At 52.3% G+C, this 23,126-nt stretch carries 17 protein-coding genes, 3 tRNA genes and 3 rRNA genes; 18 read left to right on the top strand and 5 right to left on the bottom strand.

What is annotated here, in order from left to right; genetic code table 11:
* Positions 1 to 3: 3 nt before the first annotated feature.
* From rbsB to rbsR, 3 genes are all read left to right on the top strand, one after another.
* Positions 4 to 894: a ribose ABC transporter substrate-binding protein RbsB gene (gene rbsB, locus HBM92_RS24260; RefSeq protein ID WP_001297966.1), complete on the top strand. Its 891-nt coding sequence runs from the start codon at positions 4 to 6 to the stop codon at positions 892 to 894.
* Between the two features lie 125 nt (positions 895 to 1,019).
* The gene (gene rbsK / locus HBM92_RS24255) at positions 1,020 to 1,949 is read left to right on the top strand and encodes a ribokinase (protein WP_001361088.1); all 930 of its coding nucleotides are present in this window, start codon (positions 1,020 to 1,022) and stop codon (positions 1,947 to 1,949) included.
* 3 nt (positions 1,950 to 1,952) lie between these two features.
* Positions 1,953 to 2,945, top strand: a complete 993-nt coding sequence (gene rbsR / locus HBM92_RS24250) for a ribose operon transcriptional repressor RbsR (protein ID WP_000224470.1) — start codon at positions 1,953 to 1,955, stop codon at positions 2,943 to 2,945.
* On the opposite strand, the gene mdtD is transcribed toward rbsR, so the two are convergent.
* Both mdtD and HBM92_RS24240 read right to left on the bottom strand, forming a co-directional pair.
* Complete coding sequence (gene mdtD, locus HBM92_RS24245) at positions 2,911 to 4,338, bottom strand: multidrug transporter subunit MdtD (RefSeq protein ID WP_001280828.1); 1,428 nt, start codon at positions 4,336 to 4,338, stop codon at positions 2,911 to 2,913. The two genes, rbsR and mdtD, sit on opposite strands and share 35 nt — an antisense overlap.
* Positions 4,339 to 4,360: 22 nt before the next feature.
* The gene (locus HBM92_RS24240; protein ID WP_001131161.1) at positions 4,361 to 5,053 is read right to left on the bottom strand and encodes a FadR/GntR family transcriptional regulator; all 693 of its coding nucleotides are present in this window, start codon (positions 5,051 to 5,053) and stop codon (positions 4,361 to 4,363) included.
* 479 nt (positions 5,054 to 5,532) lie between these two features.
* Between HBM92_RS24240 and HBM92_RS24235 the strand changes: the two genes are divergently transcribed.
* The 6 genes from HBM92_RS24235 to HBM92_RS24210 all read left to right on the top strand — a co-directional run bounded on the left by HBM92_RS24235 (position 5,533) and on the right by HBM92_RS24210 (position 10,757).
* Positions 5,533 to 7,074: ribosomal RNA gene (locus HBM92_RS24235) — 16S ribosomal RNA — on the top strand.
* Between the two features lie 85 nt (positions 7,075 to 7,159).
* Positions 7,160 to 7,235 (top strand) — tRNA-Glu (locus HBM92_RS24230).
* Positions 7,236 to 7,428: 193 nt separating this feature from the next.
* A 23S ribosomal RNA gene (locus HBM92_RS24225) occupies positions 7,429 to 10,332 on the top strand.
* 95 nt (positions 10,333 to 10,427) lie between these two features.
* Positions 10,428 to 10,543 (top strand): 5S ribosomal RNA (gene rrf / locus HBM92_RS24220).
* Together the 16S, 23S and 5S rRNA genes with 3 tRNA genes alongside form the textbook arrangement of a ribosomal RNA operon.
* A gap of 53 nt (positions 10,544 to 10,596) precedes the next feature.
* Positions 10,597 to 10,673: transfer RNA gene (locus HBM92_RS24215), tRNA-Asp, on the top strand.
* A gap of 8 nt (positions 10,674 to 10,681) precedes the next feature.
* A tRNA-Trp gene (locus tag HBM92_RS24210) sits at positions 10,682 to 10,757 on the top strand.
* A 95-nt stretch (positions 10,758 to 10,852) separates the two neighbouring features.
* Here HBM92_RS24210 and hdfR read toward each other — a convergent pair.
* Complete coding sequence (gene hdfR, locus HBM92_RS24205; protein ID WP_000379257.1) at positions 10,853 to 11,692, bottom strand: HTH-type transcriptional regulator HdfR; 840 nt, start codon at positions 11,690 to 11,692, stop codon at positions 10,853 to 10,855.
* Positions 11,693 to 11,810: 118 nt separating this feature from the next.
* Between hdfR and maoP the strand changes: the two genes are divergently transcribed.
* Positions 11,811 to 12,149, top strand: a complete 339-nt coding sequence (gene maoP, locus HBM92_RS24200) for a macrodomain Ori organization protein MaoP (protein WP_000841001.1) — start codon at positions 11,811 to 11,813, stop codon at positions 12,147 to 12,149.
* A gap of 24 nt (positions 12,150 to 12,173) precedes the next feature.
* Here the strand turns inward: maoP and HBM92_RS24195 are convergent, their stop codons facing one another.
* Entirely contained in the window at positions 12,174 to 13,694 is a 1,521-nt protein-coding gene (locus HBM92_RS24195; protein WP_000058957.1) for a YifB family Mg chelatase-like AAA ATPase, read from the bottom strand.
* A 352-nt stretch (positions 13,695 to 14,046) separates the two neighbouring features.
* Here HBM92_RS24195 and ilvL point away from each other — a divergent pair, with 352 nt between their 5' ends.
* The 7 genes from ilvL (at position 14,047) to ilvA (ending at position 20,602) form a co-directional block, all read left to right on the top strand.
* Positions 14,047 to 14,145 (top strand): ilv operon leader peptide, encoded by a 99-nt coding sequence (gene ilvL, locus HBM92_RS24190; protein WP_001311244.1) that lies wholly within the window; start codon positions 14,047 to 14,049, stop codon positions 14,143 to 14,145.
* An 86-nt stretch (positions 14,146 to 14,231) separates the two neighbouring features.
* A complete protein-coding gene (gene ilvX / locus HBM92_RS24185; protein WP_001387183.1) occupies positions 14,232 to 14,282 on the top strand; it encodes a peptide IlvX in 51 nt (16 codons plus the stop codon).
* Positions 14,283 to 14,284: 2 nt separating this feature from the next.
* Positions 14,285 to 15,931, top strand: a complete 1,647-nt coding sequence (ilvG, locus tag HBM92_RS24180) for an acetolactate synthase 2 catalytic subunit (protein WP_001012593.1) — start codon at positions 14,285 to 14,287, stop codon at positions 15,929 to 15,931.
* Positions 15,928 to 16,191: an acetolactate synthase 2 small subunit gene (ilvM, locus tag HBM92_RS24175; RefSeq protein WP_000983255.1), complete on the top strand. Its 264-nt coding sequence runs from the start codon at positions 15,928 to 15,930 to the stop codon at positions 16,189 to 16,191. The genes ilvG and ilvM overlap by 4 nt, the downstream gene beginning before the upstream one ends.
* Positions 16,192 to 16,210: 19 nt before the next feature.
* On the top strand, positions 16,211 to 17,140 hold the full coding sequence (ilvE, locus tag HBM92_RS24170) for a branched-chain-amino-acid transaminase (protein WP_000208520.1): 930 nt from the start codon (positions 16,211 to 16,213) through the stop codon (positions 17,138 to 17,140).
* Positions 17,141 to 17,204: 64 nt separating this feature from the next.
* Entirely contained in the window at positions 17,205 to 19,055 is a 1,851-nt protein-coding gene (gene ilvD / locus HBM92_RS24165; RefSeq protein WP_001127368.1) for a dihydroxy-acid dehydratase, read from the top strand.
* 2 nt (positions 19,056 to 19,057) lie between these two features.
* Positions 19,058 to 20,602 (top strand): threonine ammonia-lyase, biosynthetic, encoded by a 1,545-nt coding sequence (ilvA, locus tag HBM92_RS24160; protein WP_001468166.1) that lies wholly within the window; start codon positions 19,058 to 19,060, stop codon positions 20,600 to 20,602.
* Here the strand turns inward: ilvA and ilvY are convergent.
* Positions 20,599 to 21,489 (bottom strand): HTH-type transcriptional activator IlvY, encoded by an 891-nt coding sequence (gene ilvY, locus HBM92_RS24155; RefSeq protein WP_000365771.1) that lies wholly within the window; start codon positions 21,487 to 21,489, stop codon positions 20,599 to 20,601. The genes ilvA and ilvY overlap by 4 nt on opposite strands.
* A 149-nt stretch (positions 21,490 to 21,638) precedes the next feature.
* On the opposite strand from ilvY, the gene ilvC reads away from it, so the two are divergent.
* On the top strand, positions 21,639 to 23,114 hold the full coding sequence (ilvC, locus tag HBM92_RS24150; protein ID WP_000024951.1) for a ketol-acid reductoisomerase: 1,476 nt from the start codon (positions 21,639 to 21,641) through the stop codon (positions 23,112 to 23,114).
* Positions 23,115 to 23,126 lie beyond the last annotated feature (12 nt).

Genomic DNA, 23,126 nt, shown 5'->3' with positions numbered 1-23,126 from the left:
AATATGAACATGAAAAAACTGGCTACCCTGGTTTCCGCTGTTGCGCTAAGCGCCACCGTCAGTGCGAATGCGATGGCAAAAGACACCATCGCGCTGGTGGTCTCCACGCTTAACAACCCATTCTTTGTATCGCTGAAAGATGGCGCGCAGAAAGAGGCGGATAAACTTGGCTATAACCTGGTGGTGCTGGACTCCCAGAACAACCCGGCGAAAGAGCTGGCGAACGTGCAGGACTTAACCGTTCGCGGCACCAAAATTCTGCTGATTAACCCGACCGACTCCGACGCAGTAGGTAATGCTGTGAAGATGGCTAACCAGGCGAACATCCCGGTTATCACTCTTGACCGCCAGGCAACGAAAGGTGAAGTGGTGAGCCACATTGCATCTGATAACGTACTGGGCGGCAAAATCGCCGGTGATTACATCGCGAAGAAAGTGGGTGAAGGTGCCAAAGTTATCGAGCTGCAAGGCATTGCCGGTACATCCGCAGCCCGTGAACGTGGCGAAGGTTTCCAGCAGGCCGTTGCTGCTCACAAGTTTAATGTTCTTGCCAGCCAGCCTGCAGATTTTGATCGCACCAAAGGTTTGAACGTAATGCAGAACCTGTTGACCGCTCATCCGGATGTTCAGGCTGTATTCGCGCAGAATGATGAAATGGCGCTTGGCGCGCTGCGCGCACTGCAAACTGCCGGTAAATCGGATGTGATGGTCGTCGGATTTGACGGTACACCGGATGGCGAAAAAGCGGTGAATGATGGCAAACTAGCAGCGACTATCGCTCAGCTACCCGATCAGATTGGCGCGAAAGGCGTCGAAACCGCAGATAAAGTGCTGAAAGGCGAGAAAGTTCAGGCTAAGTATCCGGTTGATCTGAAACTGGTTGTTAAGCAGTAGTTTTAATCAGGTTGTATGACCTGATGGTGACATAAATACGTCATCGACAGATGAACGTGTAATATAAAGAAAAGCAGGGCACGCGCCACCCTAACACGGTGGCGCATTTTATGGACATCCCGAATATGCAAAACGCAGGCAGCCTCGTTGTTCTTGGCAGCATTAATGCTGACCACATTCTTAATCTTCAATCTTTTCCTACTCCAGGCGAAACCGTAACCGGTAACCACTATCAGGTTGCATTTGGCGGCAAAGGCGCGAATCAGGCGGTGGCTGCTGGGCGTAGCGGTGCGAATATCGCGTTTATTGCCTGCACTGGCGATGACAGCATTGGTGAGAGCGTTCGCCAGCAGCTCGCCACTGATAACATCGATATTTCTCCGGTCAGCGTGATCAAAGGCGAATCAACAGGTGTGGCGCTGATTTTTGTTAATGGCGAAGGTGAGAATGTCATCGGTATTCATGCCGGCGCTAATGCTGCCCTTTCCCCGGCGCTGGTGGAAGCGCAACGTGAGCGTATTGCCAACGCGTCAGCATTATTAATGCAGCTGGAATCACCACTCGAAAGTGTGATGGCAGCGGCGAAAATCGCCCATCAAAATAAGACTATCGTTGCGCTTAACCCGGCTCCGGCTCGCGAACTTCCTGACGAACTGCTGGCGCTGGTGGACATTATTACGCCAAACGAAACGGAAGCAGAAAAGCTCACCGGTATTCGTGTTGAAAATGATGAAGATGCAGCGAAGGCGGCGCAGGTACTGCATGAAAAAGGTATCCGTACTGTACTGATTACTTTAGGAAGTCGTGGTGTATGGGCTAGCGTGAATGGTGAAGGTCAGCGCGTTCCTGGATTCCGGGTGCAGGCTGTCGATACTATTGCTGCCGGAGATACCTTTAACGGCGCGTTAATCACGGCGTTGCTGGAAGAAAAACCATTGCCAGAGGCGATTCGTTTTGCCCATGCAGCCGCTGCGATTGCCGTAACACGTAAAGGCGCACAACCTTCCGTACCGTGGCGTGAAGAGATCGACGCATTTTTAGACAGGCAGAGGTGACGCTTGGCTACAATGAAAGATGTTGCCCGCCTGGCGGGCGTTTCTACCTCAACAGTTTCTCACGTTATCAATAAAGATCGCTTCGTCAGTGAAGCGATTACAGCCAAAGTTGAAGCGGCGATTAAAGAACTCAATTACGCGCCATCAGCTCTGGCGCGTAGCCTCAAACTCAATCAAACACATACCATTGGCATGTTGATCACTGCCAGTACCAATCCTTTCTATTCAGAACTGGTGCGTGGCGTTGAACGCAGCTGCTTCGAACGCGGTTATAGTCTTGTCCTTTGCAATACCGAAGGCGATGAACAGCGGATGAATCGTAATCTGGAAACGCTGATGCAAAAACGCGTTGATGGCTTGCTGTTACTGTGCACCGAAACGCATCAGCCTTCGCGTGAAATCATGCAACGTTATCCGACAGTGCCTACCGTGATGATGGACTGGGCTCCGTTCGATGGCGACAGCGATCTTATTCAGGATAACTCGTTGCTGGGCGGAGACTTAGCAACGCAATATCTGATCGATAAAGGTCATACCCGTATTGCCTGTATTACCGGTCCGCTGGATAAAACTCCGGCGCGCCTGCGGTTGGAAGGTTATCGGGCTGCGATGAAACGTGCGGGTCTCAACATTCCTGATGGCTATGAAGTCACTGGTGATTTTGAATTTAACGGCGGGTTTGACGCTATGCGCCAACTGTTATCACATCCGCTGCGTCCTCAGGCCGTCTTTACCGGAAATGACGCTATGGCTGTTGGCGTTTACCAGGCGTTATATCAGGCAGAGTTACAGGTTCCGCAGGATATCGCGGTGATTGGCTATGACGATATCGAACTGGCAAGCTTTATGACGCCACCATTAACAACTATACACCAACCGAAAGATGAACTGGGGGAGCTGGCGATTGATGTACTCATCCATCGGATAACCCAGCCGACCCTACAGCAACAACGATTACAACTTACTCCGATTCTGATGGAACGTGGTTCGGCTTAGATTTACGCTGTCTTTTGATCAAATTATTACCATCGGTTGTTTTCAGTAGCATGAACATTGCTGCTGAAGCAACAGTAATAATGCCCATCGTGATAAACGTATAGTGGAATTGTTCGACTGTCGTTGTGCCTTCCATCCCTTCGTAAACGCGAAGGACTGCCGCACTTACAGCAACGCCTAAACTGATCGACAGTTGCTGCGTGACCGCCAGAACACTGTTACCGCTGCTGGCGTTGTCATCGGTCAGATCGGCAAGTGTGATGGTATTCATCGCGGTAAATTGTGTCGACATAGCCATCCCTAATATAAACAACGGCAAGATCAGCATCCATATCGCCATTGCTGGTGATTGCAAAGAGAACTGAGCGATCATTAGCCCTATAATCACCGTGATCCCCACTAACGTATGGCGATAGCCCAGACGACGTAAGACTTGGGTAACCATCGATTTTGCAATAATGGAACCTAACGCTGTCGGTGCCATCATACAGCCAGCAATAAACGCCTGATACCCAAATCCTACCTGTAACATCAATGGCATAAGGAACGGTACACAGCCGGTCCCCAGACGGGTTGCAATATTGCCTACGATACCGATCGAGAAAGTGCGGGTTTTAAATAAATCTAATGAAATTAATGGGTTTGGCGTGCGTCGCGCATGGAGAATATAGAGAAGCAGTAACCCGATGCTGGTGACAATTACCGTCAAGGCAATCCAGCTGGCGACAATCTTTTCCCCGAATAGCTCTATTCCGCTTGAGAAGAGAACAAGGCTGAGGCCAAACAGCAAAAAGCCAGTGGTATCGAATCTGCGTCGTGCGGTGGTGAAATTGGGCATATGTTTGTGCGCGTAAAGAAGGCCCGCAATACCTATGGGGATATTGATTAAAAATATCCAGTGCCAGGTTGCCCAGGTGACCAGCACGCCGCCAAGAACGGGGCCTAAAATTGGCCCCACCAGACCCGGCATGGCGACAAAATTCAATACAGGAAGAAGCTCATTACGAGGATAAGCGCGCAGTAAGGCCAGCCGAGCAACAGGCATCATCATTGCGCCGCCTATCCCCTGAATAACCCGGAAGACAACCAGCTGTGGTAGCGAGTTAGAAAGTGCGCAGGCCAGAGAACCCAACGTGAACAGACTCACGGCAAGGGTAAATATGCGACGCGTACCGAAGCGATCGGCTAGCCATCCGCTTACCGGAATAAGCATCGCCACCGTCAGCGTATAACTGATGATGGCTGATTGCATCGCGAGAGGAGAACGATTAAGGCTATGAGCGATTGCGGGTAAGGCGGTATTCAGAATAGTGGCATCAAGTGCCTGCATGAAGAAGGCCATCGCCGCGATCCACGGCAAACCCGCCATACTGCGCTTCTTTTTATCGCTCATTCAATGTCCTGTTATCGAGTTATCACTTATCTGGTGAGCGTAGCAGCGCCTGACAAGCTTTAAATGCCGCGTCGCCATCGCTTTGGATAATCGCATCGACAATCGCCTGGTGCAGATCCAGCTTTATCACTGTGTCGCTGGTAATTGACGTGAAGTAAGTGTGATAAACCGAATGGAATAGCGAGGCGAATGAGGTCAAAAACGGATTGGCGCTCATTTCATAGATATGCTCATGCCAGGCCATATCGACTTCGATCCAGCGTTCACGGCGAAAGTTCTCTTTTAATGCCGCCATTTCGGCCATTAACGTATTGAGATGCGCCTTCTGTTCCGCGGTGCCAACCTTTGCTGCCAGTAGGCAAGCTTGCGGCTCCAGACAGATACGCATAACCAGAAAGTGATCGATGACCTGATGAAAGTTCTCTTCTGTCATCCACCAGGTAAGCAATTCCTGATCAAGAAAATTCCAGTTCGATTGTGGCATGACTCGGGTACCAATTCGCGGTCGCGGTAAAACCATCCCTTTTGCCGTTAACGTTTTGACCGCTTCGCGTACCGCTGTACGACTCACTCCAAATTGCTCGCCCAGCTCAATCTCACCAGGCAAAATGGTGCCGGGTTCATATTCACCTTTTAAGATCCGCTGCGCCAGCTTCTCAGCCAGAACATACGAAAGGTTTTTCTGTGCAGCTAACTGTTGTGCGCTTAAAGGCATTACTAATCTTCCTTTTTCTTTTTATTCCTTCTTAGTATGCCACCAGGAAGTGTGATTACGGTTGCAAAAACGGCAAATTGCTTGTTTTATGGCACATTAACGGGGCTTTTGCTGAAAAAATGCGCGATCAGAAAATTATTTTAAATTTCCTCTTGTCAGGCCGGAATAACTCCCTATAATGCGCCACCACTGACACGGAACAACGGCAAACACGCCGCCGGGTCAGCGGGGTTCTCCTGAGAACTTCGGCAGGGAAAGCAAAATAAATGCTTGACTCTGTAGCGGGAAAGCGTATTATGCACACCCCGCGCCGTTGAGAAAAAGCGAAGCGGCACTGCTCTTTAACAATTTATCAGACAATCTGTGTGGGCACTCGAAGATACGGATTCTTGACGTCGCAAGACGAAAAATGAATACCAAGTCTCAAGAGTGAACACGTAATTCATTACGAAGTTTAATTCTTTGAGCATCAAACTTTTAAATTGAAGAGTTTGATCATGGCTCAGATTGAACGCTGGCGGCAGGCCTAACACATGCAAGTCGAACGGTAACAGGAAGCAGCTTGCTGCTTTGCTGACGAGTGGCGGACGGGTGAGTAATGTCTGGGAAACTGCCTGATGGAGGGGGATAACTACTGGAAACGGTAGCTAATACCGCATAACGTCGCAAGACCAAAGAGGGGGACCTTCGGGCCTCTTGCCATCGGATGTGCCCAGATGGGATTAGCTAGTAGGTGGGGTAAAGGCTCACCTAGGCGACGATCCCTAGCTGGTCTGAGAGGATGACCAGCCACACTGGAACTGAGACACGGTCCAGACTCCTACGGGAGGCAGCAGTGGGGAATATTGCACAATGGGCGCAAGCCTGATGCAGCCATGCCGCGTGTATGAAGAAGGCCTTCGGGTTGTAAAGTACTTTCAGCGGGGAGGAAGGGAGTAAAGTTAATACCTTTGCTCATTGACGTTACCCGCAGAAGAAGCACCGGCTAACTCCGTGCCAGCAGCCGCGGTAATACGGAGGGTGCAAGCGTTAATCGGAATTACTGGGCGTAAAGCGCACGCAGGCGGTTTGTTAAGTCAGATGTGAAATCCCCGGGCTCAACCTGGGAACTGCATCTGATACTGGCAAGCTTGAGTCTCGTAGAGGGGGGTAGAATTCCAGGTGTAGCGGTGAAATGCGTAGAGATCTGGAGGAATACCGGTGGCGAAGGCGGCCCCCTGGACGAAGACTGACGCTCAGGTGCGAAAGCGTGGGGAGCAAACAGGATTAGATACCCTGGTAGTCCACGCCGTAAACGATGTCGACTTGGAGGTTGTGCCCTTGAGGCGTGGCTTCCGGAGCTAACGCGTTAAGTCGACCGCCTGGGGAGTACGGCCGCAAGGTTAAAACTCAAATGAATTGACGGGGGCCCGCACAAGCGGTGGAGCATGTGGTTTAATTCGATGCAACGCGAAGAACCTTACCTGGTCTTGACATCCACGGAAGTTTTCAGAGATGAGAATGTGCCTTCGGGAACCGTGAGACAGGTGCTGCATGGCTGTCGTCAGCTCGTGTTGTGAAATGTTGGGTTAAGTCCCGCAACGAGCGCAACCCTTATCCTTTGTTGCCAGCGGTCCGGCCGGGAACTCAAAGGAGACTGCCAGTGATAAACTGGAGGAAGGTGGGGATGACGTCAAGTCATCATGGCCCTTACGACCAGGGCTACACACGTGCTACAATGGCGCATACAAAGAGAAGCGACCTCGCGAGAGCAAGCGGACCTCATAAAGTGCGTCGTAGTCCGGATTGGAGTCTGCAACTCGACTCCATGAAGTCGGAATCGCTAGTAATCGTGGATCAGAATGCCACGGTGAATACGTTCCCGGGCCTTGTACACACCGCCCGTCACACCATGGGAGTGGGTTGCAAAAGAAGTAGGTAGCTTAACCTTCGGGAGGGCGCTTACCACTTTGTGATTCATGACTGGGGTGAAGTCGTAACAAGGTAACCGTAGGGGAACCTGCGGTTGGATCACCTCCTTACCTTAAAGAAGCGTACTTTGCAGTGCTCACACAGATTGTCTGATAGAAAGTGAAAAGCAAGGCGTCTTGCGAAGCAGACTGACACGTCCCCTTCGTCTAGAGGCCCAGGACACCGCCCTTTCACGGCGGTAACAGGGGTTCGAATCCCCTAGGGGACGCCACTTGCTGGTTTGTGAGTGAAAGTCACCTGCCTTAATATCTCAAAACTCATCTTCGGGTGATGTTTGAGATATTTGCTCTTTAAAAATCTGGATCAAGCTGAAAATTGAAACACTGAACAACGAGAGTTGTTCGTGAGTCTCTCAAATTTTCGCAACACGATGATGAATCGCAAGAAACATCTTCGGGTTGTGAGGTTAAGCGACTAAGCGTACACGGTGGATGCCCTGGCAGTCAGAGGCGATGAAGGACGTGCTAATCTGCGATAAGCGTCGGTGAGGTGATATGAACCGTTATAACCGGCGATTTCCGAATGGGGAAACCCAGTGTGTTTCGACACACTATCATTAACTGAATCCATAGGTTAATGAGGCGAACCGGGGGAACTGAAACATCTAAGTACCCCGAGGAAAAGAAATCAACCGAGATTCCCCCAGTAGCGGCGAGCGAACGGGGAGGAGCCCAGAGCCTGAATCAGTGTGTGTGTTAGTGGAAGCGTCTGGAAAGGCGTGCGATACAGGGTGACAGCCCCGTACACAAAAATGCACATATTGTGAGCTCGATGAGTAGGGCGGGACACGTGGTATCCTGTCTGAATATGGGGGGACCATCCTCCAAGGCTAAATACTCCTGACTGACCGATAGTGAACCAGTACCGTGAGGGAAAGGCGAAAAGAACCCCGGCGAGGGGAGTGAAAAAGAACCTGAAACCGTGTACGTACAAGCAGTGGGAGCCTCTTAATGGGGTGACTGCGTACCTTTTGTATAATGGGTCAGCGACTTATATTCTGTAGCAAGGTTAACCGAATAGGGGAGCCGAAGGGAAACCGAGTCTTAACTGGGCGTTAAGTTGCAGGGTATAGACCCGAAACCCGGTGATCTAGCCATGGGCAGGTTGAAGGTTGGGTAACACTAACTGGAGGACCGAACCGACTAATGTTGAAAAATTAGCGGATGACTTGTGGCTGGGGGTGAAAGGCCAATCAAACCGGGAGATAGCTGGTTCTCCCCGAAAGCTATTTAGGTAGCGCCTCGTGAATTCATCTCCGGGGGTAGAGCACTGTTTCGGCAAGGGGGTCATCCCGACTTACCAACCCGATGCAAACTGCGAATACCGGAGAATGTTATCACGGGAGACACACGGCGGGTGCTAACGTCCGTCGTGAAGAGGGAAACAACCCAGACCGCCAGCTAAGGTCCCAAAGTCATGGTTAAGTGGGAAACGATGTGGGAAGGCCCAGACAGCCAGGATGTTGGCTTAGAAGCAGCCATCATTTAAAGAAAGCGTAATAGCTCACTGGTCGAGTCGGCCTGCGCGGAAGATGTAACGGGGCTAAACCATGCACCGAAGCTGCGGCAGCGACACTATGTGTTGTTGGGTAGGGGAGCGTTCTGTAAGCCTGTGAAGGTGGCCTGTGAGGGTTGCTGGAGGTATCAGAAGTGCGAATGCTGACATAAGTAACGATAAAGCGGGTGAAAAGCCCGCTCGCCGGAAGACCAAGGGTTCCTGTCCAACGTTAATCGGGGCAGGGTGAGTCGACCCCTAAGGCGAGGCCGAAAGGCGTAGTCGATGGGAAACAGGTTAATATTCCTGTACTTGGTGTTACTGCGAAGGGGGGACGGAGAAGGCTATGTTGGCCGGGCGACGGTTGTCCCGGTTTAAGCGTGTAGGCTGGTTTTCCAGGCAAATCCGGAAAACCAAGGCTGAGGCGTGATGACGAGGCACTACGGTGCTGAAGCGACAAATGCCCTGCTTCCAGGAAAAGCCTCTAAGCATCAGGTAACATCAAATCGTACCCAAAACCGACACAGGTGGTCAGGTAGAGAATACCAAGGCGCTTGAGAGAACTCGGGTGAAGGAACTAGGCAAAATGGTGCCGTAACTTCGGGAGAAGGCACGCTGATATGTAGGTGAAGCGACTTGCTCGTGGAGCTGAAATCAGTCGAAGATACCAGCTGGCTGCAACTGTTTATTAAAAACACAGCACTGTGCAAACACGAAAGTGGACGTATACGGTGTGACGCCTGCCCGGTGCCGGAAGGTTAATTGATGGGGTTAGCGGTAACGCGAAGCTCTTGATCGAAGCCCCGGTAAACGGCGGCCGTAACTATAACGGTCCTAAGGTAGCGAAATTCCTTGTCGGGTAAGTTCCGACCTGCACGAATGGCGTAATGATGGCCAGGCTGTCTCCACCCGAGACTCAGTGAAATTGAACTCGCTGTGAAGATGCAGTGTACCCGCGGCAAGACGGAAAGACCCCGTGAACCTTTACTATAGCTTGACACTGAACATTGAGCCTTGATGTGTAGGATAGGTGGGAGGCTTTGAAGTGTGGACGCCAGTCTGCATGGAGCCGACCTTGAAATACCACCCTTTAATGTTTGATGTTCTAACGTTGGCCCGTAATCCGGGTTGCGGACAGTGTCTGGTGGGTAGTTTGACTGGGGCGGTCTCCTCCTAAAGAGTAACGGAGGAGCACGAAGGTTGGCTAATCCTGGTCGGACATCAGGAGGTTAGTGCAATGGCATAAGCCAGCTTGACTGCGAGCGTGACGGCGCGAGCAGGTGCGAAAGCAGGTCATAGTGATCCGGTGGTTCTGAATGGAAGGGCCATCGCTCAACGGATAAAAGGTACTCCGGGGATAACAGGCTGATACCGCCCAAGAGTTCATATCGACGGCGGTGTTTGGCACCTCGATGTCGGCTCATCACATCCTGGGGCTGAAGTAGGTCCCAAGGGTATGGCTGTTCGCCATTTAAAGTGGTACGCGAGCTGGGTTTAGAACGTCGTGAGACAGTTCGGTCCCTATCTGCCGTGGGCGCTGGAGAACTGAGGGGGGCTGCTCCTAGTACGAGAGGACCGGAGTGGACGCATCACTGGTGTTCGGGTTGTCATGCCAATGGCACTGCCCGGTAGCTAAATGCGGAAGAGATAAGTGCTGAAAGCATCTAAGCACGAAACTTGCCCCGAGATGAGTTCTCCCTGACTCCTTGAGGGTCCTGAAGGAACGTTGAAGACGACGACGTTGATAGGCCGGGTGTGTAAGCGCAGCGATGCGTTGAGCTAACCGGTACTAATGAACCGTGAGGCTTAACCTTACAACGCCGAAGATGTTTTGGCGGATGAGAGAAGATTTTCAGCCTGATACAGATTAGATTAACCGGCGACAAGCGGGTTAATGAAACAGAATTTGCCTGGCGGCCTTAGCGCGGTGGTCCCACCTGACCCCATGCCGAACTCAGAAGTGAAACGCCGTAGCGCCGATGGTAGTGTGGGGTCTCCCCATGCGAGAGTAGGGAACTGCCAGGCATCAAATTTAGCAGTAAGCCGGTTATAAACCGGTGGTTGTAAAAGAATTCGGTGGAGCGGTAGTTCAGTCGGTTAGAATACCTGCCTGTCACGCAGGGGGTCGCGGGTTCGAGTCCCGTCCGTTCCGCCACCCTAATTAGGGGCGTAGTTCAATTGGTAGAGCACCGGTCTCCAAAACCGGGTGTTGGGAGTTCGAGTCTCTCCGCCCCTGCCAGAAATCATCCTTAGCGAAAGCTAAGGATTTTTTTTATCTGAAATAACCCTCTCCGAAGTAACTCCTTCTACCGGCATCCTTGCCAGCCATTCAGATTAATACACTTCATCCAGCACGTTAATTTTCAATAGATCGCGAATCAACGCATTTTTATCGCTATTTTGTAGCCATATGGCATAAAGCGGCCGTGAAAGTGTTGTGCTATCGACAACGGTATGCAGGCCGCCTTTTTTACGTGCCCAACTGACGGGTAGCCAGGTGCAACCATTAAGCATCGCAATCTGTTGCTGTGCCAGTTCAGCAGAACTGGTTGTCAGAATGGGAACTTCGTCAGCACCGATCAAACCTGCCTCATGCTGTTGAAAATCTGGCCCCCACTCTAGTCGCAGATAGTTAAGATCTCCCTTTAGTTTAGAAGGGGCACTGGTATAAAGCGCTAAAGTGAAATACCCCAGCAACTGACTACAAAATTCGTCCATTTTGGGGGCTTCAGTTGTAATAAGAAGATCAAGTTGGCGTTCATGCAACTGTTTTACCAGAGACTGCCGTTGGGCAATTCGCGCTTCGAACTGTAAGCCTGTATGGACATCCTGATTTTGATACAAGCGTCCCAGCCACTGATTAAGCATACACTCCCACAGCGAGGCGCTGGCACCGATAGAAAACTCATTATGTCGTGAGGTATGCGCCACCTCCTTGCGGGCGGCCTGCCAGGTGCTCATGAGCGTTTCTGCATAAGGCAGAAGCTTTTCTCCGGCAGCGGTTAAACGGATATTGTTTCTGTGGCGGGTGAAAAGATTCACACCCAGTTGATTTTCCAGTTGTCTGATTCGAAAGCTCACGGCTGATTGGGTCAGATAGAGCGATTCAGCCGCTCGACCAAAGTGACGCGTTCGGCTAACTTCCAGGAAAGTTTTTAACAATTCCGTATCCACAGTGCTCTCCGCAAAATTATTTGTCGTTATGATTTAAATGTTTTGTTTTACACTCTGTCAAGCGTAACTAATACTCCGCGCCATAACTAGCTCGGTCAAAGAATTAGGAGCGTGCAGGATGGCGGAAAGCTTTACGACGACTAATCGATATTTCGACAATAAACATTATCCACGTGGATTCTCTCGTCATGGTGACTTCACCATCAAAGAGGCACAACTGCTTGAGCGTCATGGTTATGCCTTCAATGAGTTGGATCTTGGCAAACGCGAGCCGGTTACCGAGGAAGAGAAACTCTTCGTAGCAGTATGCCGTGGCGAACGTGAACCAGTGACAGAAGCAGAACGCGTGTGGTCCAAGTATATGACGCGTATCAAGCGTCCAAAACGTTTTCACACCCTTTCCGGCGGTAAACCGCAGGTTGAAGGTGCTGAAGACTACACCGATTCTGACGATTAATAAAAAGGGCGAAATGCCCTTTTTTTATGTCAGTAGTTTTTGCAGATGGATGAGCAAACGGTCAATCGCACGATAGCTAACTGCCTCCTGCAAATGCTGACGTGTGATAATGTCAGACTGATCAATATCAGCAATGGTTCGTGCAACTTTCAATAACCGCTGCCAGGCACGAATCGATAACCCCAGATGGATCAGCGTTTCTTCCAGCCACTGCGCATCTTCGCTTTCAAGCTTGCAGAATTGGCGTATTTCCGGATTATCCAGCCAGGCGTTCAGTTTATTCTGCCGCTTAAATTGGCGCTCTCTGGCGGCCATTACACGTTGTTTAACGGTGGTGCTGTTTTCTCCCGGCACTACCGTTTTACTCAAAATGCCGGGGGGCGGTAATGGGATCTCCAGTGAGAGATCGAAGCGGTCGAGAAAGGGCCCCGAGAGCCGGTTGAGATAACGTAATGTCTGTTCTGGTGTGCAGCGGTTATGGTTTCCCTGATAATGTCCGGTAGGGCTGGGATTCATTGCCGCGACAAGCTGGAAACGGGCTGGATAGGTTATTTTTGCTCGTGTGCGTGAAAGATGGATCTGCCCGGATTCAATCGGCTCTCGCAAGGCATCCAGTGTACGCCGTTCAAATTCAGGTAGCTCATCAAGAAAAAGCACGCCGTTATGCGCCAGCGAAATTTCACCTGGCCCTGGAATTGCACCACCGCCCACCATCGCAGTTAACGACGCACTGTGATGAGGTGAGCGGAACGGGCGCTGCCGCCATTGTTTTTGTACTGATTCAGCATTTACCAGACTTAATATCGCAGCGCTCTCCAGTGCCTCTTCATTGCTTAAATCTGGCAAAAGGCCATTAATACGGCTGGCGAGCATTGTTTTACCTGTTCCCGGCGGTCCAATCAGTAAAAGGTTGTGCCCGCCAGCGGCGGTAATTTCCAGTCCTCGCTTTCCTTGCTCCTGACCGACAACATCACTGAGATCATGTTGTAGCGCCCGGGATACTGCATTAGTTGGTTTCGGGTGTTCGAGAGCGTGCTTACCTTCCAGAAACGCGCAGACAGCCTGCAGATGATCGGCTATCAGGCATCCTTCACCGTTAATTAGCCCCACTTCATCTTCGTTATCTTTCGCGACGATAATTTTTCTGCCCGACTTAATAGCTTCAGTTGCACTGGAGATTGCGCCGGGAACGCCACGCAGAGCGCCTGTAAGCGCCAGTTCTCCGACTAATTCATATTCATCTAACTTATTGGCTGTAAGCTGTTCTGAGGCCGCCAGTAACGCAATAGCGATAGGCAAATCATATCGTCCCCCTTCTTTTGGCAGATCGGCTGGAGCAAGGTTGATGGTGATTTTTTTCGCCGGATATTCATATCCGCTATTGATAATGGCGCTGCGCACGCGATCGCGAGCTTCTTTTACCGTTGTTTCTGGTAAGCCCACCATCGTTAAGCCTGGTAGACCTTTACTGATATGTACCTCAACAGTGATTGGGGGCGCATTTACTCCCAGGGCTGCGCGGGTATGAACAATTGACAGTGACATAAGCCCTCCTTGAGTCACCATTATGTGCATAAGATATCGCTGCTGTAGCCCGCTAATTCGTGAATTTTAGTGGCTGATTCCTGTTTATTTGTGCAAGTGAAGTTGAGTTGTTCTGGCGGTGGAATGATGCTCGCAAAAATGCAGCGTGCAAAGGATGAACTACGAGGAAGGGAACAACATTCATACTGAAATTGAATTTTTTTCACTCACTATTTTCTTTTTAAAAAACAACAATTTCTCTTGAAATTATTAAAGACATCATAAAAATCGGCCAAAAAATATCTTGTGCTATTCGCAAAATCTATGGTAACTCTTTAGGCATTCCTTCGAACAAGATGCAAGAAAAGACAAAATGACAGCCCTTCTACGAGTGATTAGCCTGGTCGTGATTAGCGTGGTGGTGATTATTATCCCACCGTGCGGGGCTGCACTTGGACGAGGAAAGGCTTAGAGATCAAGCCTTAACGAACTAAGACCCCCGCACCGAAAGGTCCGGGGGTTTTTTTTGACCTTAAAAACATAACTGAGGAGCAGACAATGAATAACAGCACAAAATTCTGTTTCTCAAGATTCAGGACGGGGAACTAACTATGAATGGCGCACAGTGGGTGGTACATGCGTTGCGGGCACAGGGTGTGAACACCGTTTTCGGTTATCCGGGTGGCGCAATTATGCCGGTTTACGATGCATTGTATGACGGTGGCGTGGAACACTTGCTGTGCCGACACGAGCAAGGTGCAGCAATGGCGGCTATCGGTTATGCCCGTGCTACCGGCAAAACTGGCGTTTGCATCGCCACGTCTGGTCCAGGTGCAACCAACCTGATAACCGGGCTTGCGGACGCGCTGTTAGATTCCATCCCCGTTGTTGCTATCACCGGTCAGGTATCCGCACCGTTTATCGGCACTGACGCATTTCAGGAGGTGGATATTCTGGGGTTGTCGTTAGCCTGCACCAAGCACAGTTTCCTGGTGCAATCACTGGAAGAGTTACCGCGTATCATGGCCGAAGCGTTTGACGTCGCCAGCTCTGGTCGTCCTGGTCCGGTTTTGGTCGATATTCCAAAAGATATCCAGTTAGCCAGCGGCGATCTGGAACCGTGGTTCACCACTGTTGAAAACGAAGTGACTTTCTCACATGCCGAAGTCGAGCAAGCGCGTCAGATGCTGGCAAAAGCGCAAAAACCGATGCTGTACGTTGGCGGTGGCGTGGGCATGGCGCAGGCAGTTTCGGCTTTGCGTGAATTTCTCGCTGCCACAAAAATGCCTGCCACCTGTACGTTGAAAGGGCTGGGCGCAGTAGAAGCAGATTATCCGTACTATCTGGGCATGCTGGGGATGCACGGCACCAAAGCGGCGAACTTCGCAGTGCAGGAGTGCGATCTACTGATCGCCGTGGGCGCACGTTTTGATGACCGGGTGACTGGCAAACTGAACACCTTCGCACCACACGCCAGCGTTATCCATATGGATATCGATCCGGCAGAAATGAACAAGCTGCGTCAGGCACATGTGGCATTACAGGGTGATTTAAATGCTCTGTTACCAGCATTACAGCAGCCGTTAAATATCGATGACTGGCAGCAACACTGCGCGCAACTGCGTGATGAACATGCCTGGCGTTACGACCATCCTGGTGACGCTATCTACGCGCCGTTGTTGTTAAAACAACTGTCGGATCGTAAACCTGCGGATTGCATCGTGACCACAGATGTGGGGCAGCACCAGATGTGGGCTGCCCAGCACATCGTCCACACTCGCCCGGAAAACTTCATCACCTCCAGCGGCTTAGGCACCATGGGTTTCGGTTTACCGGCGGCGGTTGGCGCACAAGTCGCGCGACCGAACGATACTGTCGTCTGTATCTCCGGTGACGGCTCTTTCATGATGAATGTGCAAGAGCTGGGCACCGTAAAACGCAAGCAGTTACCGTTGAAAATCGTCTTACTCGATAACCAACGGTTAGGGATGGTTCGACAATGGCAGCAACTGTTTTTCCAGGAACGATACAGCGAAACCACCCTTACCGATAACCCCGATTTCCTCATGTTAGCCAGCGCCTTCGGCATCCCTGGCCAACACATCACCCATAAAGACCAGGTTGAAGCGGCACTCGACACCATGCTGAACAGTGATGGGCCATACCTGCTTCATGTCTCAATCGACGAACTTGAGAACGTCTGGCCGCTGGTGCCGCCTGGTGCCAGTAATTCTGAAATGTTGGAGAAATTATCATGATGCAACATCAGGTCAATGTATCGGCTCGCTTCAATCCGGAAACCTTAGAACGTGTTTTACGCGTGGTGCGTCATCGTGGTTTCCACGTCTGCTCAATGAATATGGCCGCCGCCAGCGATGCACAAAATATAAATATCGAATTGACCGTTGCCAGCCCACGGTCGGTCGACTTACTGTTTAGTCAGTTAAATAAACTGGTGGACGTCGCACACGTTGCTATCTGCCAGAGCACAACCACATCACAACAAATCCGCGCCTGAGCGCAAAAGGAATATAAAAATGACCACGAAGAAAGCTGATTACATTTGGTTCAATGGGGAGATGGTTCGCTGGGAAGACGCGAAGGTGCATGTGATGTCGCACGCGCTGCACTATGGCACCTCGGTTTTTGAAGGCATCCGTTGCTACGACTCGCACAAAGGACCGGTTGTATTCCGCCATCGTGAGCATATGCAGCGTCTGCATGACTCCGCCAAAATCTATCGCTTCCCGGTTTCGCAGAGCATTGATGAGCTGATGGAAGCTTGTCGTGACGTGATCCGCAAAAACAATCTCACCAGCGCCTATATCCGTCCGCTGATCTTCGTTGGTGATGTTGGCATGGGCGTAAACCCGCCAGCGGGATACTCAACCGACGTGATTATCGCCGCTTTCCCGTGGGGAGCGTATCTGGGCGCAGAAGCGCTGGAGCAGGGGATCGATGCGATGGTTTCCTCCTGGAACCGCGCAGCACCAAACACCATCCCGACGGCGGCAAAAGCCGGTGGTAACTACCTCTCTTCCCTGCTGGTGGGTAGCGAAGCGCGCCGCCACGGTTATCAGGAAGGTATCGCGTTGGATGTGAATGGTTACATCTCTGAAGGCGCAGGCGAAAACCTGTTTGAAGTGAAAGACGGCGTGCTGTTCACCCCACCGTTCACCTCATCCGCGCTGCCGGGTATTACCCGTGATGCCATCATCAAACTGGCAAAAGAGCTGGGAATTGAAGTGCGTGAGCAGGTGCTGTCGCGCGAATCCCTGTACCTGGCGGATGAAGTGTTTATGTCCGGTACGGCGGCAGAAATCACGCCAGTGCGCAGCGTAGACGGTATTCAGGTTGGCGAAGGCCGTTGTGGCCCGGTTACCAAACGCATTCAGCAAGCCTTCTTCGGCCTCTTCACTGGCGAAACCGAAGATAAATGGGGCTGGTTAGATCAAGTTAATCAATAAATACAAAAAATGGGACGGCACGCACCGTCCCATTTACGAGACAGACACTGGGAGTAAATAAAGTATGCCTAAGTACCGTTCCGCCACCACCACTCATGGTCGTAATATGGCGGGTGCTCGTGCGCTGTGGCGCGCCACCGGAATGACCGACGCCGATTTCGGTAAGCCGATTATCGCGGTTGTGAACTCGTTCACCCAATTTGTACCGGGTCACGTCCATCTACGCGATCTCGGTAAACTGGTTGCCGAACAAATTGAAGCGGCTGGCGGCGTTGCCAAAGAGTTCAACACCATTGCGGTGGATGATGGGATCGCTATGGGCCACGGGGGCATGCTTTATTCACTGCCATCTCGCGAACTGATCGCTGATTCCGTTGAATATATGGTCAACGCCCACTGCGCCGACGCCATGGTCTGCATCTCTAACTGCGACAAAATCACCCCGGGGATGCTGATGGCTTCCCTGCGCCTGAATATTCCGGTGATCTTTGTTTCCGGCGGCCCGATGGAGGCCGGGAAAACCAAACTGTCCGATCAGATCATTAAGCTCGATCTGGTTGATGCGATGATCCAGGGCGCAGACCCGAAAGTTTCTGACTCCCAGAGCGCTCAGGTTGAACGATCCGCCTGCCCAACCTGCGGTTCCTGCTCCGGGATGTTTACTGCTAACTCAATGAACTGCCTGACCGAAGCGCTGGGCCTGTCGCAGCCGGGCAACGGCTCGCTGCTGGCAACCCACGCTGATCGCAAGCAACTGTTCCTCAATGCTGGTAAACGCATTGTTGAATTGACCAAACGTTACTACGAACAGGATGATGAAAGCGCACTGCCGCGTAACATCGCCAGTAAGGCGGCGTTTGAAAACGCCATGACGCTGGATATCGCGATGGGCGGCTCTACCAACACCGTTCTTCACCTACTGGCGGCGGCGCAGGAAGCGGAAATCGACTTCACCATGAGTGATATCGATAAGCTCTCCCGCAAAGTACCGCAGCTGTGTAAAGTTGCGCCGAGCACCCAAAAATACCATATGGAAGATGTTCACCGTGCTGGTGGTGTTATCGGTATTCTCGGCGAGCTGGATCGCGCGGGGTTACTGAACCGTGATGTGAAAAACGTACTTGGCCTGACGTTGCCGCAAACACTGGAACAATACGACATCGTCGTGACCCAGGATGATGCGGTAAAAAATATGTTCCGCGCTGGCCCTGCGGGCATTCGTACTACACAGGCATTCTCGCAGGATTGCCGCTGGGATACGCTGGACGACGATCGCTCCAATGGCTGTATCCGCTCGCTGGAACACGCCTACAGCAAAGACGGCGGTCTGGCGGTGCTCTACGGTAATTTCGCAGAAAACGGCTGCATCGTGAAAACCGCAGGCGTCGATGACAGCATCCTAAAATTCACCGGCCCGGCGAAAGTGTACGAAAGCCAGGACGACGCGGTAGAAGCGATCCTCGGTGGCAAAGTTGTCGCGGGCGATGTGGTGGTGATCCGCTATGAAGGCCCGAAAGGCGGCCCTGGCATGCAGGAAATGCTCTACCCAACCAGCTTCCTGAAATCAATGGGGCTCGGCAAAGCCTGTGCGCTGATCACCGATGGACGCTTCTCCGGCGGCACCTCTGGTCTTTCCATCGGCCACGTCTCGCCGGAAGCGGCAAGCGGCGGCAGCATTGGCCTGATTGAAGATGGTGACCTGATCGCTATCGATATTCCGAACCGAGGCATTCAGTTACAGGTAAGCGATGCCGAACTGGCGGCGCGTCGTGAAGCGCAGGAAGCCCGTGGCGACAAAGCCTGGACGCCGAAAAAACGTGAACGTCAGGTTTCCTTTGCCCTGCGTGCCTACGCCAGCCTGGCAACCAGCGCCGACAAAGGCGCGGTGCGCGATAAATCGAAACTGGGGGGTTAATGATGGCAGACTCACAACCCCTGTCTGGTGCTCCGGAAGGCGCCGAATATTTAAGAGCGGTACTACGTGCACCGGTTTACGAGGCGGCGCAGGTCACGCCGCTACAAAAAATGGAAAAGCTCTCGTCGCGTCTTGATAACGTGATTCTGGTGAAGCGCGAAGATCGCCAGCCGGTACACAGCTTTAAGCTGCGCGGTGCATACGCCATGATGGCGGGCCTGACGGAAGAACAAAAAGCGCATGGCGTGATCACTGCCTCGGCGGGTAATCACGCGCAGGGCGTCGCGTTTTCTTCCGCACGGTTAGGCGTGAAGGCGCTGATCGTCATGCCAACCGCCACCGCCGATATCAAAGTTGATGCGGTACGCGGCTTTGGCGGCGAAGTGTTGCTTCATGGCGCGAACTTTGACGAAGCAAAAGCGAAAGCGATCGAACTGTCACAGCAGCAGGGCTTCACCTGGGTGCCACCGTTCGACCACCCGATGGTGATCGCTGGGCAAGGCACGCTGGCGCTGGAACTGCTCCAGCAGGATGCCCATCTTGACCGCGTGTTTGTGCCGGTCGGCGGCGGCGGTCTGGCGGCGGGTGTGGCGGTGCTGATCAAACAACTGATGCCGCAAATCAAAGTGATCGCCGTTGAAGCGGAAGACTCCGCCTGCCTGAAAGCGGCGCTGGATGCGGGTCATCCTGTGGATCTGCCGCGCGTGGGGCTGTTTGCTGAAGGCGTTGCGGTAAAACGCATTGGCGACGAAACCTTCCGTTTGTGCCAGGAGTATCTCGACGACATCATCACCGTCGATAGTGATGCGATCTGTGCGGCGATGAAGGATTTATTCGAAGATGTACGTGCGGTGGCGGAACCCTCTGGCGCGCTGGCGCTGGCAGGGATGAAAAAATATATCGCCCAGCATAATATTCGCGGCGAACGCCTGGCGCATATTCTTTCCGGTGCCAACGTGAACTTCCACGGCCTGCGCTACGTCTCGGAACGTTGCGAACTGGGCGAACAGCGTGAAGCGTTGTTGGCGGTGACCATCCCGGAAGTGAAGGGCAGCTTCCTCAAATTCTGCCAACTGCTTGGCGGGCGCTCGGTCACCGAGTTCAACTACCGTTTTGCCGATGCCAAAAACGCCTGCATTTTTGTTGGCGTGCGCCTGAGCCGCGGCCTCGAAGAGCGCAAAGAAATTTTGCAGATGCTCAACGATGGCGGCTACAGCGTAGTGGATCTCTCCGACGACGAAATGGCGAAGCTGCATGTGCGCTATATGGTCGGCGGGCGTCCGTCGCATCCGTTGCAGGAACGCCTCTACAGCTTCGAATTCCCGGAATCGCCGGGCGCGCTGTTGCGCTTCCTCAACACGCTGGGTACGCACTGGAACATTTCTTTGTTCCACTATCGCAGCCATGGCACCGACTACGGGCGCGTACTGGCGGCGTTCGAACTTGGCGACCATGAACCGGATTTCGAAACCCGGTTGAATGAGTTGGGTTACGATTGCCACGACGAAACCAATAACCCGGCGTTCAGGTTCTTTTTGGCGGGTTAATGGTTCGGCAAAATCTTCCAGAATGCCTCAATCAGCGGCTCATGTAGCCGCTTTTTCTGCACACACACGCCCAGTTCAAACGGCGTTTTTTCATCACTGCGCTCTAAAATCATCACGCGGTTACGCACCGGTTCCGGGCTGTTTTCCAGCACCACTTCCGGCAACAAGGCTACGCCACAGCCGAGCGCTACCATCGACACCATCGCTTCATGCCCGCCGACCGTAGCGTAAATCATCGGGTTGCTGATTTTGTTGCGTCGAAACCACAGTTCAATGCGCCGGCGCACCGGTCCCTGATCGGCCATGATAAACGGCACTGTAGACCAGTCCGGCTTATCTGCCGAAACTTGGTTACGCACCGGGCAGGGTAGCGCAGGGGCAATCAGCACTACTGCCAGATTCTCCAGCATCGAAAATGCCACTGCGCCGGGCAGAGTCTCCGGTTTCCCGGCAATCGCCAGATCCGCTTCGCCAGTGACGACCTTTTCCATCGCATCTGCCGCATCACCAGTCGTGAGTTTAATCTCCACCGACGGGTGTTCCGCGCGGAAGCGATCGAGAATCGGCGGCAGATGGCTGTAGGCAGCGGTCACCGAGCAGAAGATATGTAATTCGCCAGAGAGCGACGGTCCTTGCTGATCGATGGTGTGGCGCAGCTGTTGATACTGCAACAGCGTTTGCTGGGCGAAAACGCGCAGTTCTTCGCCCGCTTCCGTCAGCGTTACCGTGCGGTTATCACGCACAAACAGCGGCTGACCGAGATCTTCTTCCAGGCGCTGTATTTGTCGCGAAAGCGTAGACGGGCTAACGTGCATTGCCCGCGCGCTGCGGCCAAAATGGCGGCTTTCCGCCAGATGCAGGAAGGTTTTCAGATCGCGTAAATCCAATGGCGCAGCCCTTAATGTTGACGTTGCAGAAATTGCAATGTGACGTTGTGAATATATCAATTTCCGCAATAAATTTCCTGTCATATAGTGAATTCAATCTCGCAAACGCGAACCGAACAATAAGAAGCACAACATCACGAGGAATCACCATGGCTAACTACTTCAATACACTGAATCTGCGCCAGCAGTTGGCACAGCTGGGCAAATGTCGCTTTATGGGGCGCGATGAATTCGCCGATGGCGCGAGCTACCTTCAGGGTAAAAAAGTAGTCATCGTCGGCTGTGGCGCACAGGGTCTGAACCAGGGCCTGAACATGCGTGATTCTGGTCTCGATATCTCCTACGCTCTGCGTAAAGAAGCGATTGCTGAGAAGCGCGCATCCTGGCGTAAAGCAACCGAAAATGGTTTTAAAGTGGGTACTTACGAAGAACTGATCCCGCAGGCGGATCTGGTGGTTAACCTGACGCCGGACAAGCAGCACTCTGATGTAGTGCGCACCGTACAGCCACTGATGAAAGACGGCGCGGCGCTGGGCTACTCTCATGGTTTCAATATCGTAGAAGTGGGTGAGCAGATCCGTAAAGACATCACCGTCGTAATGGTTGCGCCGAAATGCCCTGGCACCGAAGTACGTGAAGAGTACAAACGTGGATTCGGCGTACCGACGCTGATTGCCGTTCACCCGGAAAACGATCCGAAAGGCGAAGGCATGGCGATCGCTAAAGCATGGGCGGCTGCAACCGGCGGTCACCGTGCGGGCGTTCTGGAATCCTCTTTCGTTGCGGAAGTGAAATCTGACCTGATGGGCGAGCAAACCATCCTGTGCGGTATGTTGCAAGCTGGTTCTCTGCTGTGCTTCGACAAGCTGGTGGAAGAAGGCACCGATCCGGCATACGCAGAAAAACTGATTCAGTTCGGTTGGGAAACCATCACCGAAGCGCTGAAACAGGGCGGCATCACCCTGATGATGGACCGTCTTTCTAACCCGGCGAAACTGCGTGCTTACGCGCTTTCTGAGCAACTGAAAGAGATCATGGCGCCGCTGTTCCAGAAACATATGGACGACATCATCTCCGGCGAATTCTCCTCCGGCATGATGGCTGACTGGGCCAACGACGATAAGAAACTGCTGACCTGGCGTGAAGAGACTGGCAAAACCGCATTCGAAACCGCGCCGCAGTATGAAGGCAAAATCGGTGAACAGGAGTACTTCGATAAAGGCGTACTGATGATCGCGATGGTAAAAGCAGGCGTTGAGTTGGCGTTTGAAACCATGGTTGATTCCGGCATCATCGAAGAATCTGCTTACTATGAATCACTGCACGAACTGCCGCTGATTGCCAACACCATCGCCCGTAAGCGTCTGTACGAAATGAACGTGGTTATCTCCGATACTGCCGAGTACGGTAACTATCTGTTCTCTTACGCTTGTGTGCCACTGCTGAAACCGTTTATGGCAGAGCTGCAACCGGGCGACCTGGGTAAAGCTATTCCGGAAGGTGCGGTAGATAACGCGCAGCTGCGTGATGTAAATGAAGCGATTCGCAGCCATGCGATTGAGCAGGTAGGTAAGAAACTGCGCGGCTATATGACGGATATGAAACGTATTGCTGTTGCGGGTTAATAGCGATTCAGA

It is taken from the genome of Escherichia sp. E.sYA108, from assembly GCF_011754335.1.
GTDB lineage: Bacteria > Pseudomonadota > Gammaproteobacteria > Enterobacterales > Enterobacteriaceae > Escherichia > Escherichia coli.
The sequence above is the reverse complement of the archived record's forward strand: the minus strand, read 5'-3'. Positions and strand labels throughout refer to the sequence as shown.

What these genes read in the sequence shown, in the direction of transcription:
- rbsB (WP_001297966.1), top strand. Translation starts at nt 4, where the DNA reads ATGAACATGAAAAAACTGGCTACCCTGGTTTCCGCTGTTGCGCTAAGC.
- rbsK (WP_001361088.1), top strand. Translation starts at nt 1,020, where the DNA reads ATGCAAAACGCAGGCAGCCTCGTTGTTCTTGGCAGCATTAATGCTGAC.
- mdtD (WP_001280828.1), bottom strand. Translation starts at nt 4,338, where the DNA reads ATGAGCGATAAAAAGAAGCGCAGTATGGCGGGTTTGCCGTGGATCGCG.
- HBM92_RS24240 (WP_001131161.1), bottom strand. Translation starts at nt 5,053, where the DNA reads ATGCCTTTAAGCGCACAACAGTTAGCTGCACAGAAAAACCTTTCGTAT.
- maoP (WP_000841001.1), top strand. Translation starts at nt 11,811, where the DNA reads ATGGCGGAAAGCTTTACGACGACTAATCGATATTTCGACAATAAACAT.
- HBM92_RS24195 (WP_000058957.1), bottom strand. Translation starts at nt 13,694, where the DNA reads ATGTCACTGTCAATTGTTCATACCCGCGCAGCCCTGGGAGTAAATGCG.
- ilvL (WP_001311244.1), top strand. Translation starts at nt 14,047, where the DNA reads ATGACAGCCCTTCTACGAGTGATTAGCCTGGTCGTGATTAGCGTGGTG.
- ilvG (WP_001012593.1), top strand. Translation starts at nt 14,285, where the DNA reads ATGAATGGCGCACAGTGGGTGGTACATGCGTTGCGGGCACAGGGTGTG.
- ilvM (WP_000983255.1), top strand. Translation starts at nt 15,928, where the DNA reads ATGATGCAACATCAGGTCAATGTATCGGCTCGCTTCAATCCGGAAACC.
- ilvE (WP_000208520.1), top strand. Translation starts at nt 16,211, where the DNA reads ATGACCACGAAGAAAGCTGATTACATTTGGTTCAATGGGGAGATGGTT.
- ilvD (WP_001127368.1), top strand. Translation starts at nt 17,205, where the DNA reads ATGCCTAAGTACCGTTCCGCCACCACCACTCATGGTCGTAATATGGCG.
- ilvA (WP_001468166.1), top strand. Translation starts at nt 19,058, where the DNA reads ATGGCAGACTCACAACCCCTGTCTGGTGCTCCGGAAGGCGCCGAATAT.
- ilvC (WP_000024951.1), top strand. Translation starts at nt 21,639, where the DNA reads ATGGCTAACTACTTCAATACACTGAATCTGCGCCAGCAGTTGGCACAG.